This is a genomic window from Escherichia sp. E14V7 (assembly GCF_004212225.1).
Lineage (GTDB): Bacteria > Pseudomonadota > Gammaproteobacteria > Enterobacterales > Enterobacteriaceae > Escherichia.
Map to the genome: position 1 here is coordinate 458,407 of NZ_RHJJ01000001.1, position 16,058 is coordinate 474,464.

The following is a 16,058-nucleotide window of genomic DNA, read 5'->3' on the forward strand; positions in this document are numbered from 1 at the left end:
TGGCGCGGAGGTTCTTCTAGATAGCCCAACCACCCGCGTAAAACGCGACCAGGGCGACAGTTATGATGACAGTACCAATATTGAGTTTGTTCCATTCGCGAGCAAAAACACGACCCACTACGAGAGTTACAAAGCCCAGCATAATGCCGGTGACGATATTACAGGTCAGGACGATAAAGACAGCGCAAACCAGGCCCGCCATCGCATCAATAAAGTCATTGAAGTCCAGTTTTGAGACGTTACTTAGCATCAGCAGACCCACGTACATCAGTGCGGGAGCTGTGGCATAACCGGGGATCAGAAACGATAACGGTGATAAAAACAGAATCAACAGGAACAGTAAGCCAACAATAGTCGCTGTCAGACCTGTTTTGCCACCCGCTGCGGTTCCTGCAGCAGATTCGATATAGACCGCCGCAGGCGCAGCACCCACCAGCCCGGAAAATATCGAGCTGACGGAATCACTGGTCAGGGCTTTACCACCGTTGATTATCTGGTTGTCTTTATCCAGGAGATTCGCCTGACCGGCTACTGCGCGGATGGTGCCGGTGGCATCAAATACGGCGGTCATCACCAGTGCCAGTACACTCGGGAGAACTGTTGGTTGGAGTGCACCCATAATGTCGAGGCTGAAAATTAGCGACTTACCATCTTCGCCAGCCAGGCTCGGCATCGCCACCAGACCGTGGTATTTCACCGCGGGATCAAAGATTAAGCCGATTATCGAGATGGCGATAATTACCAGTAAGATCCCTCCAGGTACGTGGCACTTCTCCAGACCAAAAATCACCGCTAATCCCAGCAAGCTCATCATTACAGGGAAAGAGGTAAATGCCCCGAGCGCCACCGGTAAGCCTTCAATCGGGTTTTTGATAACCATACCAACGCCGTTAGCTGCAATCAGCAGCAGGAACAGGCCGATACCGATGCCTGTTCCGTGGGCGATACCCATTGGTAAATTGCGTAAGATCCAGGTTCGTATACCGGTTACGGAGATGGCGGTGAAGATGAGGCCCATCAGGAAGACCGCGCCCAGTGCGACAGGAACGCTAATTTGTTGTCCGAGAACCAGACTGAATGCGGTAAATGCCGTCAAGGAGATGGCGCAGCCGATCGCCATTGGCAAATTGGCCCACAATCCCATCAGCAAGGAACCGAAGCCCGCAACCAGACAGGTGGCGACAAACACCGCGGCGGGAGGAAAGCCTGCTTTACCCAGCATTCCCGGTACGACAATAACGGAGTAAACCATCGCCAGAAATGTGGTTAAGCCTGCCAGAACTTCCTGGCGAACGGTACTGCCACGAGCGGTAATCTTAAAATAGCTATCCAGCGCGCCCTGTGGCTTTGGTGCGTCCGGTGTTTGTAGGATGTCTCCAGACATAATGATGTCCTCACGAGGATGTTTAAGGTTTTATTATTAGTTGCGTTCGTACACCAGACGACCATCAACGTAGGTGCGGTAGATCGAACGGTCATCGCCCAACGTCATCATCACGAACAATTTGTCGACTAAAGAAACAGAGTTGTCATAGCGCAGCTGCTGTAGCGGCGTGGCGGTGGGTTCCATCACCACGAAATCAGCCTCTTTGCCAGGTAAAAAGTTGCCAATCAAATCGTCAAGGCCCAGAGATTTCGCTCCGCCGAGCGTGGCCAGGTAAAACGCTTCATATGCCGAGAGGCGATAGCCTTGTAATTGCAACACTTTGTAGGCTTCGTTCAGCGTTTGCAGCATGTTGAAAGTTGTTCCGGCACCGATATCCGTTCCCATGCCCACTTTGACTTTTTTCTTCCAGGCTTTTTGTAGGTTGAATAGACCACTGCCCAGGTAGAGGTTTGAAGTTGGGCAGAAAGCGATGCTGGATTTGGTTTCGCTAAGCCGATCCCACTCTTTTTCTTCCAGATGGACGCAGTGAGCAAAGACGCAGTTTTTCCCTGTCAGGCCGTACTGGTGGTAAACATCCAGATAACCATCATGTTCAGGATAGAGTGATTTCACCCAGGCAATTTCATCTTTGTTTTCACAGAGATGGGTATGTACCCACGTATCTGGATACTCTTCTTTCAGGCGTTGCGCCATCGCCATCTGTTCAGGTGAAGATGTTGGGGCGAAGCGTGGCGTAATGGCGTACAACAGACGTCCATTTTTGTGCCAGCGTTCGATCAGTTCTTTGCTTTGGTGATAGCTGCTTTCGGCAGTATCGAGCAGATAATCCGGTGCGTTGCGGTCCATCATCACCTTACCGGCAATCATGCGCATATTGATATGACTGGCGGCTTCAAACAGCGCATCAACGGATTGCGGATGGACGGTACCAAACACCAGCGCCGTGGTGGTTCCGTTACGTAAAAGCTGCTTGATGAAGAACGCCGACATTTCGCGGGCGTACTCTAAATCCTCATAACGGCGCTCAGTAGGGAAGGTGTGTTTATTCAGCCATTCCAGTAACTGCTCGCCATAGGCACCGACCATTTCACTCTGCGGATAATGGATATGCGTATCGACAAAGCCCGGTACAATCAGTTTGCCGCGATAATCACGGACGCGAATGGTGTCCGGGATTTGATGCTTGCCCTGTTCCCATTCACCAAACCATTCCACTTTCCCCTGTTTAATGAGTAATAAACCATCCTCAATAAATCGCAGCGCAGAAGCGATCTCTTCTGGATTATCGACCGTACGGATGACATCAATAAAACTGCCTCGTACTGCTTTTAACGTGTGTTCCCCTGACATCATTGACTCCTTTACTGTTAATCCATTTCTTCCACTGAGGTAATACCCGGCAGAACGTTTTCCTGTCGGTAGCCACCAGGGAGGATAATATTTAATAAAATCGCAGTTAGGCCTCCGGCACAAATAGGATTTTCAACTAATACATATATTGAGGCGGGTAATATTTTAAAAATTTCGGGGTCATAAGAAACACCAAGTCCTAAACCTAAAGAAGTGGCGACAATAAGTGTTTCACGGCGCTTTAATCCGTTGGTAATAATGATGCGGATACCCGCAATGGCAATCATGGAAAACATCAACGTCATTGCACCACCCAGAACTGCCGAGGGTATAGTGGTGAAGAAGCCACCGATCACCGGAAATAATCCGAGGATAACCAGCATTACCGCGATGGTTCGCCCGACATAACGTGAGGCGACACCGGTCATCTGAATAACACCGTTATTTTGTGCAAACGTGGTTAATGGTAGTGAGCCGACGGCGGAGGCGATAACCGAAACCAGACCATCTGCCAGCACGCCGCCTTTCAGGCGTGACTGATATTCTTCTCCCTGGATAGGGCGGCGGGAAACCATTGCTGTGGCGGTGATATCCCCTACTGCTTCCAGTACACTAAGCAGATAAATGGTGCCGACCACCAGGAACTGATGGAGGTTGAAATTAAATCCGTATTTGAAAGGGTGGGGAATAGTAATGAGGGGGAGATTGCGTAAACTGCTGAAGTCCACCATGCCAAGGCATAATGAAACCGCATAACCCACACACAAACCAATGGCGATTCCGCCCATACGTAGTAGCGGACTGCGACAACAGTTAAAGCCAATAACCACAATCAGCACCAGTAAACCAACGCCAAGGTGCTCGTAGTTGCCGAACGTGCCACTGCTCTTGGCGGCAAAACCACCGCCAAAATCAATAATGCCAACTTTAATCAGGCTTAAGCCGATCATCAGTACAACAATACCACTGACAGTGGGAGTAATTACTCTGCGTAAATAAGGAAGAATAAAAGAGGCTCCGACCACCAGAAAGGCGCCAACGAAGGAGACGCCGAGGAGTGACGACATGATTAACTCTTCATGAAAACCGTCGCTTTTCATGCTGCTACCCAGCGCAATCATGACTGTCACAAATGAAAAATTGACTGACTGAATAGAGAGTAAACCTGAACCTATAATTCCATAGCGATTTACCTGCAACCAGGTACCAATACCAGAAGCGATCATCGCCATAGAAACCAGGTAGGCAGTGGTTTCTGCGGAAAGTTGTAAGGCCGCCCCCACAATTAGAGCGGGTGTTACCATTGGGACGAAAATTGCCAATAGATGGGTAATGGCACCAACGATAGCCTGATGAAAAGGAGGGCGATCCTCCAGTTCAAATATAAGGTCAGAACCTGCATGGTTTATATCAGACATCCCTTCACTCCTTTATAAAGTAAATTTGATCATCTGAATCAGTAAAATAAATTCCCACGAATTTGGGGCGCAGGACGCCTTGAGAACGGCTTATCTCATTTTCGCAGTTACTAATTAGTTATCTTTAATACAAGGGAAACTGGCCGCCGAAGCGGCCATTTATTATTTATATTTTTTTCAGTGCGGTGAGTATTTTCTCCGGTGTGAAATGCCATTCGCGTAACCAAATGCCGCAAGCATCGTGAATTGCGGTAGCAATTGCCGGTGCTGCACCGTTCACGCCGATCTCCGAGATTGATTTCGCACCGAATGGGCCGACTTTATCGTCACTCGGCACCAGCACAGCGCGGAAATCACGCGGAATGTCGCCAATTTTCGGCGCGCCATAGCTGCGTAAATCACGCGTTAACGGGTGTCCTTTGGCGTCATAAATGATCTCTTCGCTCATGCTGTGGCCGATAGCTCGGAGGGTAGCGCCGTAGATCTGCCCCAACGCTAACTCCGGGTTGACCGGAGTACCGCAATCCAGCAAGGCGTAGAATTTATCCAGGCGGATTTCACCGGTACGTGTATTGACGGCCACTTCAGCGAAGTTTGCCCCATACGGGAAGGCGAAATCAGGCGTGATGTAACTGGCTGTTCCCACCAGTGAACCAAAGCCAGTACCGGTTTCGCCTTTATGGGCAATATCCCCGAAACTGACTTCACCTTTCTTGCCGCGCACAACGCCCGGCGTTGCCAGTTGAACATCTTCCAATGGCTCACCCAACATTTGCGCGCCGTGGAAAAGGATTTTCTCGCGTAAATTTTCCGCTGCCATACGTGCGGCGTTGCCTGAGAAGCAAGTGCCGGACGAGGCATACGCGCCTTTATCAAACAACGCATGATCGGTATCACCGGAGATAACATGCACGTCCTGCGGTGGACAATGCAGCACTTCGGCCGCCAGTTTAGTGACTACAGTATCCAGACCCGTACCGATGTCGGCACCACCAGAATGGACGATAAATGTACCGTCTGATTCCAGTTTGATCATGCAGTTAGCCTGATCGATATCAGGGATACCTGATTTCTGCATAATAATGGCGACGCCACGACCCACGCACCAGTCACCCTTCTGCGCTTTAGGTGAAGACCATTGGATCATCTCACGCCCCTGACGCAGGATCTCTTCCAGTGCGCAGCTGGCAGCAGAAGGAACGGAGGTCGGCGCTTTACCTTCGCCAATTGCGCCGAGAATCTTCAGCTCTTGCCCTTCGTGTACCCGGTTACGTTCGATAATTTCCAGCTGGTCGATCTGCAACTGTTCAGCCAGTTCTGCTAATGCCATAGTGATAGCGAAGTTACCTTTCGGTGCGCCATAACCCTGATAAGCACCATTTGGGCAGATGTTGCTGTAGTAGGTGGTGACCTGGAAATCGACGTTATCGCACGGATATAACGGCAGCGACAGCGCCGGTCCGTTACACGGTACGGTGAGTGAGTGGTTGCCGTAAGGACCTGTGTTGGCGCGGAAATCCATCTTCACTGCCGTCAGGCGACCATCTTTTTTGGCCCCCAGTTTTACGGTAACTTTCGCGACGTGACGAGAGGTGTTAGCAATAAACTCTTCTTCACGGGTGTAGCGGAACAGTACCGGACGCCCGGTCACGCAGGTTGCCCAGGCGCACACTTCTTCCAGCAGGATGTCCTGTTTAGACCCAAAACCGCCGCCTACGCGTTCTTTAATGACATGAACTTTATGCTGTTTCATGCCCACGAGACGCGCAACCTGGCGACGCAGGTGCCACGGTACTTGAGTGGACGCGTGGATAACCAGACGATCGCCGTCCATGCGGGTAAAGCAGATGTGTGTTTCAGTAGGGCACTGCTGCGCCTGAGTTGAGTTATAGGTCCGCTCAATGATCACATCGGCGTCGGCAAAGCCTTTGTCCATATCACCAATATGACCATGAATACTGGCGGCGATATTTTTGCGAGGGCGAGAACCGATAGGGAAGTTGATGATCATATGCTCGCCGCGCTGGGCTGCATGGCTGTTATCGTCTTCCAGAGTATCTGGCGCACCAGCAACATACACCACCGGTTCATCGTGTACGACAGGCGCATCTTCCGCCATTGCCTCGTCAATCGACATTACTGGCTTAAGCACCTCATATTCAACGTCGATGAGCTTCAGTGCTTCGAGCGCAATTTCTTCACTTTCAGCGACGACCGCAGCCACGCGATCGCCGACGTGGCGCATTTTCTTGCCGAACATACGGCGGTCAAGCGGTGACGGTTCCGGTGCGCTCTGACCACCAGGTGTGTAGTAGATATCCGGGCAATTCAGGTGAGTAATAACGTGAACAACGCCCGGTAAAGCCTCGGCTTTACTGACATCCAGATGGGTAATCAGTGCGTGAGCGTGTGGGCTACGTAACATTTTAATGACGCAGGCGTCAGCGGTTACGCGGTCTTCAACATAGCAGGGTTTCGCCTGCACCATTTTGGCAGCGTCGGTTTTCGGGTAATGTTTACCAATAACTTCAAGGTCATCGCGGAAAGTTGGGGCGATATCAATCGTAGCCTGTGGGTTATTTTTACGTGCAACCGCCAGTTCAATGACCTGGTAGTATTGCTGCCAGCCAGCATCGCGGCTGAACAGACCAGAAAGCGCGTCGTCGATCTCTTCGCGGGTTGGTGTGGCGATGCGATCGAGAAGATCGGTGATAATCAGAGCCGCAGCCGGATCGTTATAACCGGACTGCACCACGCCGACATCAACCATTGCCTGTTGAACCAGACTTAATTCATTCCATTTGCCTAAGGATTCAGTGGTGAGAATGTCTGCGTTTTCTAACTGTGCTGCTATCAACAGGGAGGCGTTAAGGATATTACCGTTAAAAAGAATCGCGTCAGAACCGGCAAAACCGAAGCCATCATCACTGTTGCGCACAGAGTGCATACCCATGCCAAACAACAGCTTTTGCACGTTCTCACCAGGATTGGCCTTTAGCTCCTGGGGCGCACCATTTAAAGTAAAGTGGATATTCATACGGCTTCCTCCCCAGCCTGTTGGCAGTCGGCATACAGGTCGGCTACCAGAACTCCCGTGATATAGCGTTTATAGGCTACGCTGCCCCGCAAATCTTCCTGCGGGAAAATGGCGTTGGCGACAGCCTGTTCAAGTGCATAGCCTTCCAGATTTTGTTTTTCGACATCGTGCAGACGCAGTGCTTTACTGGTGACGCCATCCAGCGCAATTCGCATACCGTCGTGGTCGGTTAACGCTACGGCTGCCGTCACTACCGTTAATCCAGCCTGGGAACGGCTAATTTTGCGAGTCGCACAGGTGCGGTACGGATCTTTAATGATGATTTCGGTTAGCAGGCGATCGCATGGGCAGGCCAGGTACTCTTCGATGGACAGTGTTTCACCATTGCCAAAAACCAGTTCAGCATCCAGAGCCAGCAGAACGGGAAGCAACACCGATTCTTCCTGCGGGGCGGCGATTTCGCCACCAATAGTCGACTGATTACGAACATGGCGAGAGTAAACAAAACCGAGTGCTTCGCGCAGTGCCGCAGGAATAAAGCGCGCATCACGCAGTGGCTGTAAGCGAGACATTGCACCAATACGCAGTGCGCCGTTATCCCAGTCAACCCAGTCCAGTTCCAGATCCTGTAAGGAAATGGCAATCTTTTTATCGGTGCGGGTTGGCGTGGCGTTGAGTTTGCTGCCGCCGGCAAACCAGACGGCTTCATCCTGGTAGCGGCGCTTCAGTTCCAGCGCCTGTTCGACAGAGTCGGGCCTGAAAAATTGTTCAATCATCTTCTTTCCTTATTTAACCCTCTTCCCGGAAGGAAGAGGGTTTTTGTCATTTATGCCAATGCATCCATACGACGCCACATACTGGCAGCGGCTTTTCTGGCTTGCGCATAAATGGAATCGCAATCGAAGTTAAACTGACGATCTTCATAGACCATCACGCCGTTGACCATCACGCTGTGAACGCTGCCTGACCCCATACCAAAGGCGATATGTCCGGCGATATTTTCTGCCAGCAGCGGCGTCGGCGAGTTGTAATCGCAAATGGTTAAATCTGCTTTATAACCGACTTCCAGGAGGCCAAATTTTGCGCCAAAGTTGCGGCTTATCAGTTCGTTGCCGTTAGTCAGGGCTTTGGCAAAACTGTCAGGCCATAGCGGACCACCCGCATCGCGATGTTTAAAGAAGGCAAATTTCATCTCTTCAAACATGTCTGAACCAATGCCGTCGGTTCCCAACGCCAGATTGCGGATGTCGCTAAGGTGATGGTTGTAACCGACGTGGTTGTTCATGTTGGAACGGGCGTTATGCACCAGGAACGCATCGCGCTGATTGAGCAGAGCAATATCTTCTTTCGACAAATAAAGTCCGTGAGCAACCAGCGTTTTGTTGTCGATGAGATCGTATTCTGCCAGCCGTACCAGCAGGTCTTTGCCGTACCAGTGGTGACTGTGAGAAACGTCGTAAAGGTCTTCAGCGGCGTGAATGTGTAAACCACGCCCGGTAGCTTTCACTGCTTCGCGCAGCATTTCCAGCCCAGCATCTGGCACGGTAAACGGAGCGTGAGCGCCGATATGCGCTTCTACCAGGTACGGCTCGGTTGCCGCTTTCTTCGCATCATCAATCTGACGGGCGAAGCGGATATTTTCTTCTACCCCTTCCTGTAACTCTTTAATGCCGTTGTTACGGTCAGTGGTTTCAAAACAGGTCATCGCGCGCAGGCCAACTTTTAAAAATGCGTTGCGCAGCGTTGAGAGCGACCCGCCGATATACGCCGGAGAAGCATGGTGATCGATAACCGATGTACATCCGCTCTTGATTGCTTCCAGTGAACAAATCAGTCCGCTGTAGTAGAGAGATTCTTCATCAAGGGCGCGATCGAGCCGCCACCACAGGTTTTTCAGCGTCGAGATGAAGTCCGGGCAGGGGGCGATGTTTGCCATAATTCCGCGGGAAAGCCCCGAGTAAAAATGGTTGTGCGAGCAGACAATCCCCGGCATTACAATCCGACCATGCATCTCTTTGTAGCTGGCTTCAGGGTAGCGGTGTGTCAGGGCGTTGCCGATAGCGATAATCACATCATTTTCGATGGCGATATCGACGCCTTCCTGCACTTTCGCCGGGTGTAGCTGTACTGCGGTGACATTCTTCAGAATCAACATGATTACACCTCCACGCGGCCCAGCAGATAATGATGATGCTGGTGGACATGGCTAATGATGCGGCACATATCGTTCAGCTCTGGCGGTACGTTGTTGAACTGACCTTCGCTGTCGATGTTTAACACCCAGCTTTGGTTATTCAGACGCACGCGTACTCGGCAATCTTCCACCAGGAAGCCTGGGTTGCTGCTGTTATCAAAGTCTTGCGACAGGCTAAAGACGGTGATTTTGTCTTTGTACGGTTTACCGTTCCACGGACAGAACTGGGCGCAGTTGCCGCATTCGTTGCAGTAGGCGTCCAGGTGCAGTGTCTGGAAACGGTTCTGGAATCCAGGGACCGCAATTGACACGTTGGCGCGGTTCGGGCAGACATCCACACACTTGCTGCAAACGTAGTTACATTCAAGACAACGTGCGGCTTCCTGAGCGACAAACGCGTCACGATCATCGCTGTCGACCTGGGTGACAGAGATATCGCCTTTGCGTTGGTAGATTTCCGTCGGGTTGACGTTGTTCCAGTATTTATCGCTTTGGTGTGAACGGATATTTTCCCGGCTAAGAATGGCATCCGATGCCCGACGAGCTGTGCCGACAGCCGCGACAATGGAGGAAGGTCCGCGCTGTACGTCACCGATCATAAAGACATTAGTCAGGCGGGTTTCACCGTTATGGTCGACGTCTGGCCAGCCGTTGTTGTCCAGCGGCACGCCCATCGTATTCAGGGCTTCAGTATCCTGTTGTTCGCCAATGGCGGTAATCAAACTGTCTACGTGCAGTGTTACCGTTTCGTTGGTTTCTACCGGGCGGCGGCGACCTTTCTCATCAGGTTCGCCAAGTGACATGACGCGCAACGTTAAGGTGCCATCAGCATCGAAACGTTCAGGATTGTTCAGGAAACGGAACTCCACGCCATCGTGCAGTGCTTCTTCATACTCTTCGCGCCACGCAGGCATCTCTTGTAATGAACGACGGTAAACGACGGTTGCTTTTTCAACGCCAGGCACGCGTAATGCCGCACGGGCGCAGTCCATTGCGGTGTTACCCGCCCCGACAACCACCACATGTTTGCCCAGCTTGAGCGCAGTACCCTTGTTGTACTCGCGCAGGAAGGGGAGAGATTTCCAGACATTCTGGTTGTCGCCCGCCAGTTTCACACCGCTATTTTTATCAGTACCTGTGGCAATCAGAACGTAGTGGAAGCCCTGATTTTTTAACTGTTCGACGGTCAGGTCCGGCGAGCAACCGTACTCAAATTTCACGCCGTGATCGGCGACAAAATCGATATCGTGCTGAATTAACTCAGCCGGAATACGGAACTGCGGAATAATATTTTTCACCACGCCGCCCGCGTTAGCTTCGCGTTCAAACAGCGTGACCGGATGGCCTGCTCTGGCAAGGAAGTAACCTGCAGCCAGACCCGCCGGACCGGCGCCAATTACAGCAACCGGATGACGAGAACCGGAACCGGCTGGTTTGTGCCAGCGTTGCTTATATTCATCCCAGCCTTTTTCCAGGGCGACTTTTTTCAGTTCGCGGATATTCAACGCACTGTCGTAATCCAGACGAGTACAGTTGTACTGGCACTGGTGATCGCAAATATGGCCGGTAATCGCGGGCAGGGCGTTGCGTTGGTAGATAAGTTCCAGCGCGTCGGCATAGCGATGTTCGCCCAGCAGGCGAATATATTCCGGAATATCCTGTTTGATGGCACAAGCAGTAACACAGGGGGCAACGTAGCAGTCGGTCAGTGGCAGGTCTTCTGCTACTTCAATACGCTCTTCTGGCTTCCAGTGTTTCTGGGTGTATTCCATAGTTAGCGCATCTGCTGCCAGCCTGTTTAGCCGTTCGACGTCAACACGGTTAAGCTCCCAGGCGTCTGACCCTTCCAGTTCGCGCATGCAAGCGCTTAAGCGCAGATAGCCACCAGGTTTCAGCAGGTCAGTTGCCATGGTTATCGGGCGAATACCGGTATCGAAAATATCGCGGATAGTTAACTGGCTGGCGCCACCGGAATAAGAGATAGGCAGTTTGCCGTCAAAGGCGCGGGAAAGAACTGCAGCGACATTGATGGAGAGCGGGAACAGCGCACGCCCGGACATATACATCTCTTCGCCAGGCAGTGCGCCTTTATTGTTGATGGTGCCGAGGGTGTTAGTCAGTTTGACGCCAAAGCCGAGCGATTTTTCTTTCGCCAGCGCCATCAGGCGTTCCAGCATTTCCAGCGCCTGGGTTAGCTTGAGATCGTGATCAAATGACTCTTCTTTTAAGCCAATGTAATCGAAACCACAGCTATCGAGAATCTCGCGCACTCGCGCGTAACCCAATAAAGTCGGGTTGAGTTTCACGAAGGTATTGAGCTCTTTTTCTTCCAGCATGTAACGGCAAATGGCTTCGATTTCATGTGGAGGGCAGCCGTGCATCGTGGAGAGGGTAACGCCTTGTACCATGCTGGTGGGGATACGTGCCGATAAGGCCAGCAAGCTTTCACGTTTTTCCTGCAAACCGTGGCGGGCTAAAAATGCGTCATCCTGGAGTAGTTTATGAAGCGTATCGCGGTATTGTGCAAACTTCGGATGTGCAGACGCGTCCATCATATTATCGATGAACTGCTGCATGGGTGGTTGTTTAATGCCTTCGAGGTTGTAACCGACGCTCATATTAAAGATGAATGATTTACCGGACTCGGACGGCTGGAACATAGCTTCGAGAAGATGCAGGGCGAACCAGGCTTTGAGGTATTCATCCCACGCTTTAAGCAGGGTAAATTCGGTGGACCATTCGGTGTTAAAACACTCGTCTTCGGCGTCGATACAGGGCTTTTCCAGCTCCAGACGATCGAGGATTTGTACTGTTTTAAGTTCGATGAAGCGTCCGCCAGTCAGCCAGGAAGTGACGATGTTTTGTGCGAGTTGCGTGTGCGGACCTGCGGCGGGGCCGACTGGTGTCGCACAGGTTTCACCGAAAACACCGACAGATTTACCTTTTGCGGGTGAGTAAAACTGTTGCTCGGGAATACCAAAGATTGAGCGTTGTTGTTGGTATTCATCAAATATGCGCGTCAAAAGTTCCTCAAACGGAATGGGACGCATAATATCCCCCATAACCCTCTCCTTAGCTTACACAGATATCATTGAGTGACCGGTATTGAGAAATCCGGTGGTTTAGGGGGATAGAGCAACAATCACACCACTCTTGCCATGTTCGCCAGGAAATATAAAAAAATGTGAAGCGCCTCGAAACTTAAGGGACTTTTGTGAATGATCTCACAGGTGTCAAATGAGAATTAAAATCACTCCTGGGTATTGTTGTTGTCAGGAGTTTTATCACTTTTTCTCATTTCTCAAAATCAGTGATTCTGTATCATTATGATAAAGACGTACTGAGTGGATTTAATATTTGAACGCAATCGTTTAACTGGCTTTTCTAAATTTTAGTATGCTTTTTTTGCACATTAATAAAGTCATTTGGAGTATCTATATCTAAAATTATTTCTTCATTTTCCATTTCGACGAAATAATGTTCGCCCATGAGTAATGCCTGGCGCATATGGGTAACATTGGGTTGTTTGACCGCCTGCATCAGGCAGGATTTTGACACTAAAATCGGATGGCCAGGTGTACCATTATGGAGCGGGAGTATGGCTCCGTTGTTTCGTAAACTCCAGATTTTTAGGAAAATATCTCTATTGATGGTTGGCATATCACCATGAGTGAGAAAACAATGTTCTGTTTGTACCGCTGGTGCTGCGGCCTTTACCGAAGTCAGTAACCCCTGCGCATAATCTGGATTGTAGATAATAGTAATGTTGCTATGGCTTGCGTAGCGATTATGCAGTTCATTACCGCGATAACCAGTGACTAAAATAATTCGGCTACAAAACTGCAACGCATTTTTGATACTCGCGTCAAGAATTGTTCCCTGTTGCCAGGGTAACATCATTTTCCATTGCCCCATTCTTGATGATAATCCGGCCGCGGTAATAATACAGTCGATGGCTGACATAGTGGTTCCATTATTATATGGGCTAATAACGCCTGAAAATGTGTTACTCCCTGATTAATGCGTACTTACCCCAGAGAGGTCCATGAAGACTCGTGAAAAGTATAATTGACCCATCGGCGTTATTCATTGATTTAGGCGCGCAGAAACACCCCACTGTGATTTCTGTTGTTGGCGCCGGGGGGAAAACCAGTCTGCTTTTTTGGCTGGCGCAGTTATTTCAGTCCATCGGTAGGCGCGTGTTGATCACTACGACTACACATATGTTTATGCCAGATTCACACTGGCCCGTGGTTTTCTGCCGTGATCCCGCCATGCTTCCTCATGCGTCTCTTACATCCCCCATTTCATTTTGTTTTCACCGCTGGAAAGCGAACCAGGGAAAAGTGCAGGGATTTACGCCAGAAGCGATCGATGCACTGGTGCAACGACCAGAGTGTGACGTAATTCTCATTGAGGCAGATGGCTCACGTGGAATGCCGTTAAAAGCGCCGGATGAGCACGAACCTTGCATACCGAAAAGCAGTTGCTGCGTGATTGCTGTGATGGGCGGGCATGTTTTGGGCGCGAAAGTTGGTGCGGAAAATGTCCATCGCTGGTCGCAGTTTGCCGATATTACTGGGCTGACGTCAGGGACGACCTTGCAACTGAGCGATCTCATTGCGCTGGTTCGTCACCCGCAGGGCGCGTTTAAAAACGTACCGCAAGGCTGTCGGCGAATCTGGTTCATTAACCGTTTTTCTCAATGTGAGAATGCGATTGCGCAAAGCGAGCTACTTCAGCCGCTGCAACAACATGACGTAGAGGCAATCTGGCTGGGCGATATACAAGAACATCCTGCAATCGCGCGCAGATTTGTGAATTAGCGGCCCGGATATTCCGGGTTACTGAAAGGATATCCATTGAGGTTGGTATGAATATTTTCACAGAGGCTGCAAAACTCGAAGAGCAAAATTGTCCGTTTGCGATGGCGCAAATTGTAGATAGCCGAGGCTCTACTCCCCGCCATTCTGCACAAATGTTAGTGCGCGCCGATGGTTCTATCGTCGGTACAATTGGTGGCGGAATGGTTGAGCGGAAGGTGATTGAAGAGTCGCTTCAGGCATTGCAGGAACGTAAGCCGCGATTATTCCATGGTCGCATGGCGCGTAACGGCGCGGATGCCGTCGGGTCAGATTGCGGAGGCGCAATGTCAGTGTTTATCAGCGTACATGGTATGCGACCCCGGCTGGTGTTGATCGGCGCGGGGCATGTTAACCGGGCGATAGCCCAAAGCGCAGCACTGCTGGGGTTTGATATTGCTGTTGCCGATATTTATCGCGAAAGCCTGAATCCTGAACTTTTCCCGCCATCAACTGCGCTTGTTCATGCTGAGTCGTTTGGCGCGGCAGTGGAAGCACTGGATATTCGCCCTGATAATTTTATCCTGATTGCCACGAATAATCAGGATCGTGAAGCCCTCGATAAACTCATTGAACAGCCCATTGCATGGTTGGGGTTGCTGGCAAGTCGCCGCAAGGTTCAGCTTTTCTTGCGTCAATTGCGTGAGAAAGGCGTGGCTGAAGAACATATTGCCCGTTTACATGCGCCCGTTGGTTACAACATAGGTGCGGAAACGCCGCAGGAGATCGCTATCAGCGTTCTGGCAGAAATATTACAGGTGAAAAATCACGCGCCGGGTGGGCTGATGATGAAACCTTCTCATCCTTCCGGACACCAGCTGGTGGTGATTCGCGGTGCGGGGGATATCGCCAGTGGTGTGGCGCTACGTCTGTATCATGCGGGTTTTAAAGTGATCATGCTGGAAGTGGAAAAACCGACGGTGATTCGTTGTACCGTGGCGTTTGCCCAGGCCGTGTTCGATGACGAAATGACGGTTGAAGGCGTCACCGCCCGACTGGCAACCAGCTCTGCAGAGGCGATGAAACTGACTGAGCGCGGATTTATTCCCGTGATGGTAGACCCCGACTGTTTACTGCTTGATGAGCTGAAACCACTTTGCGTGGTGGACGCTATTCTGGCGAAACAGAATTTAGGTACGCGTATGGATATGGCTCCGGTGACAATTGCGCTTGGGCCGGGCTTTACCGCAGGTAAAGATTGTCATGCGGTGATTGAAACAAATCGTGGGCATTGGTTGGGACAGGTTATTTACTCTGGTTGCGCACAGGAGAACACTGGCGTTCCTGGCAATATTATGGGGCATACCACCCGGCGAGTTATTCGCGCTCCGGCGGCAGGTATCATGCGGTCCAACGTGAAGTTAGGCGATCTGGTGCAAGAGGGCGATGTTATTGCCTGGATTGGCGAGCATGAAATAAAAGCGCCGTTGGCGGGAATGGTGCGTGGTTTACTTAACGACGGGCTGGCGGTGGTCGGTGGCTTTAAAATCGGTGATATCGATCCTCGTGGTGAAACGGCTGATTTCACCAGCGTTTCTGACAAAGCCCGAGCGATTGGTGGTGGCGTACTTGAGGCGTTAATGATGTTGATGCATCAGGGCGTTAAAGCGACGAAAGAAGTGCTGGAAGTAGCTTAAATGAAAATGGCCGGATGGTATTACCGCCCGGCCTTGAGACTGATGATAAACGCTAAATTGCCTGATGCGCTGCGCTTATCAGGCCTACAAGTGCTTTGCAATTAATTGAATATTAGATGTTTTATAGACTGAGTAAGGCGTTCACGCCGCATCCGGCATCAATAACGCGCACT

Annotated in this window: 10 protein-coding genes; 2 read left to right on the forward strand and 8 right to left on the reverse strand. The window is 50.8% G+C overall.

What is annotated here, in order from left to right; all coding sequences use genetic code 11:
* Nucleotides 1-16: 16 nt before the first annotated feature.
* From ghxQ to mocA, 8 genes are all read right to left on the reverse strand, one after another.
* Nucleotides 17-1,384: a guanine/hypoxanthine transporter GhxQ gene (gene ghxQ / locus D9741_RS02270; protein ID WP_130217934.1), complete on the reverse strand. Its 1,368-nt coding sequence runs from the start codon at nt 1,382-1,384 to the stop codon at nt 17-19.
* 36 nt (nt 1,385-1,420) lie between these two features.
* Nucleotides 1,421-2,737: a guanine deaminase gene (gene guaD / locus D9741_RS02275; RefSeq protein ID WP_130208049.1), complete on the reverse strand. Its 1,317-nt coding sequence runs from the start codon at nt 2,735-2,737 to the stop codon at nt 1,421-1,423.
* 17 nt (nt 2,738-2,754) lie between these two features.
* Nucleotides 2,755-4,155, reverse strand: a complete 1,401-nt coding sequence (gene xanQ / locus D9741_RS02280; RefSeq protein WP_130217932.1) for a xanthine/proton symporter XanQ — start codon at nt 4,153-4,155, stop codon at nt 2,755-2,757.
* A gap of 166 nt (nt 4,156-4,321) precedes the next feature.
* Entirely contained in the window at nt 4,322-7,192 is a 2,871-nt protein-coding gene (locus D9741_RS02285; RefSeq protein WP_130217930.1) for a molybdopterin-dependent oxidoreductase Mo/Fe-S-binding subunit, read from the reverse strand.
* Nucleotides 7,189-7,968 (reverse strand): molybdopterin-dependent oxidoreductase FAD-binding subunit, encoded by a 780-nt coding sequence (gene ygfM, locus D9741_RS02290; protein ID WP_130217928.1) that lies wholly within the window; start codon nt 7,966-7,968, stop codon nt 7,189-7,191. Before ygfM ends, D9741_RS02285 begins: the two co-directional genes overlap by 4 nt.
* 50 nt (nt 7,969-8,018) lie before the next feature.
* A complete protein-coding gene (gene ssnA / locus D9741_RS02295; RefSeq protein ID WP_130217926.1) occupies nt 8,019-9,347 on the reverse strand; it encodes a putative aminohydrolase SsnA in 1,329 nt (442 codons plus the stop codon).
* 2 nt (nt 9,348-9,349) lie between these two features.
* Nucleotides 9,350-12,448, reverse strand: coding sequence for a putative selenate reductase subunit YgfK (ygfK, locus tag D9741_RS02300; protein ID WP_130217924.1), 3,099 nt, complete (start codon nt 12,446-12,448; stop codon nt 9,350-9,352).
* Between the two features lie 322 nt (nt 12,449-12,770).
* Nucleotides 12,771-13,349: a molybdenum cofactor cytidylyltransferase gene (gene mocA / locus D9741_RS02305; protein ID WP_130217922.1), complete on the reverse strand. Its 579-nt coding sequence runs from the start codon at nt 13,347-13,349 to the stop codon at nt 12,771-12,773.
* Nucleotides 13,350-13,441: 92 nt separating this feature from the next.
* Between mocA and yqeC the strand changes: the two genes are divergently transcribed.
* Both yqeC and yqeB read left to right on the forward strand, forming a co-directional pair.
* On the forward strand, nt 13,442-14,212 hold the full coding sequence (gene yqeC, locus D9741_RS02310; protein ID WP_130217920.1) for a selenium cofactor biosynthesis protein YqeC: 771 nt from the start codon (nt 13,442-13,444) through the stop codon (nt 14,210-14,212).
* A 47-nt stretch (nt 14,213-14,259) separates the two neighbouring features.
* Nucleotides 14,260-15,885, forward strand: coding sequence for a selenium-dependent molybdenum cofactor biosynthesis protein YqeB (gene yqeB / locus D9741_RS02315; protein WP_130217918.1), 1,626 nt, complete (start codon nt 14,260-14,262; stop codon nt 15,883-15,885).
* The last annotated feature ends 173 nt before the right edge of the window (nt 15,886-16,058 follow it).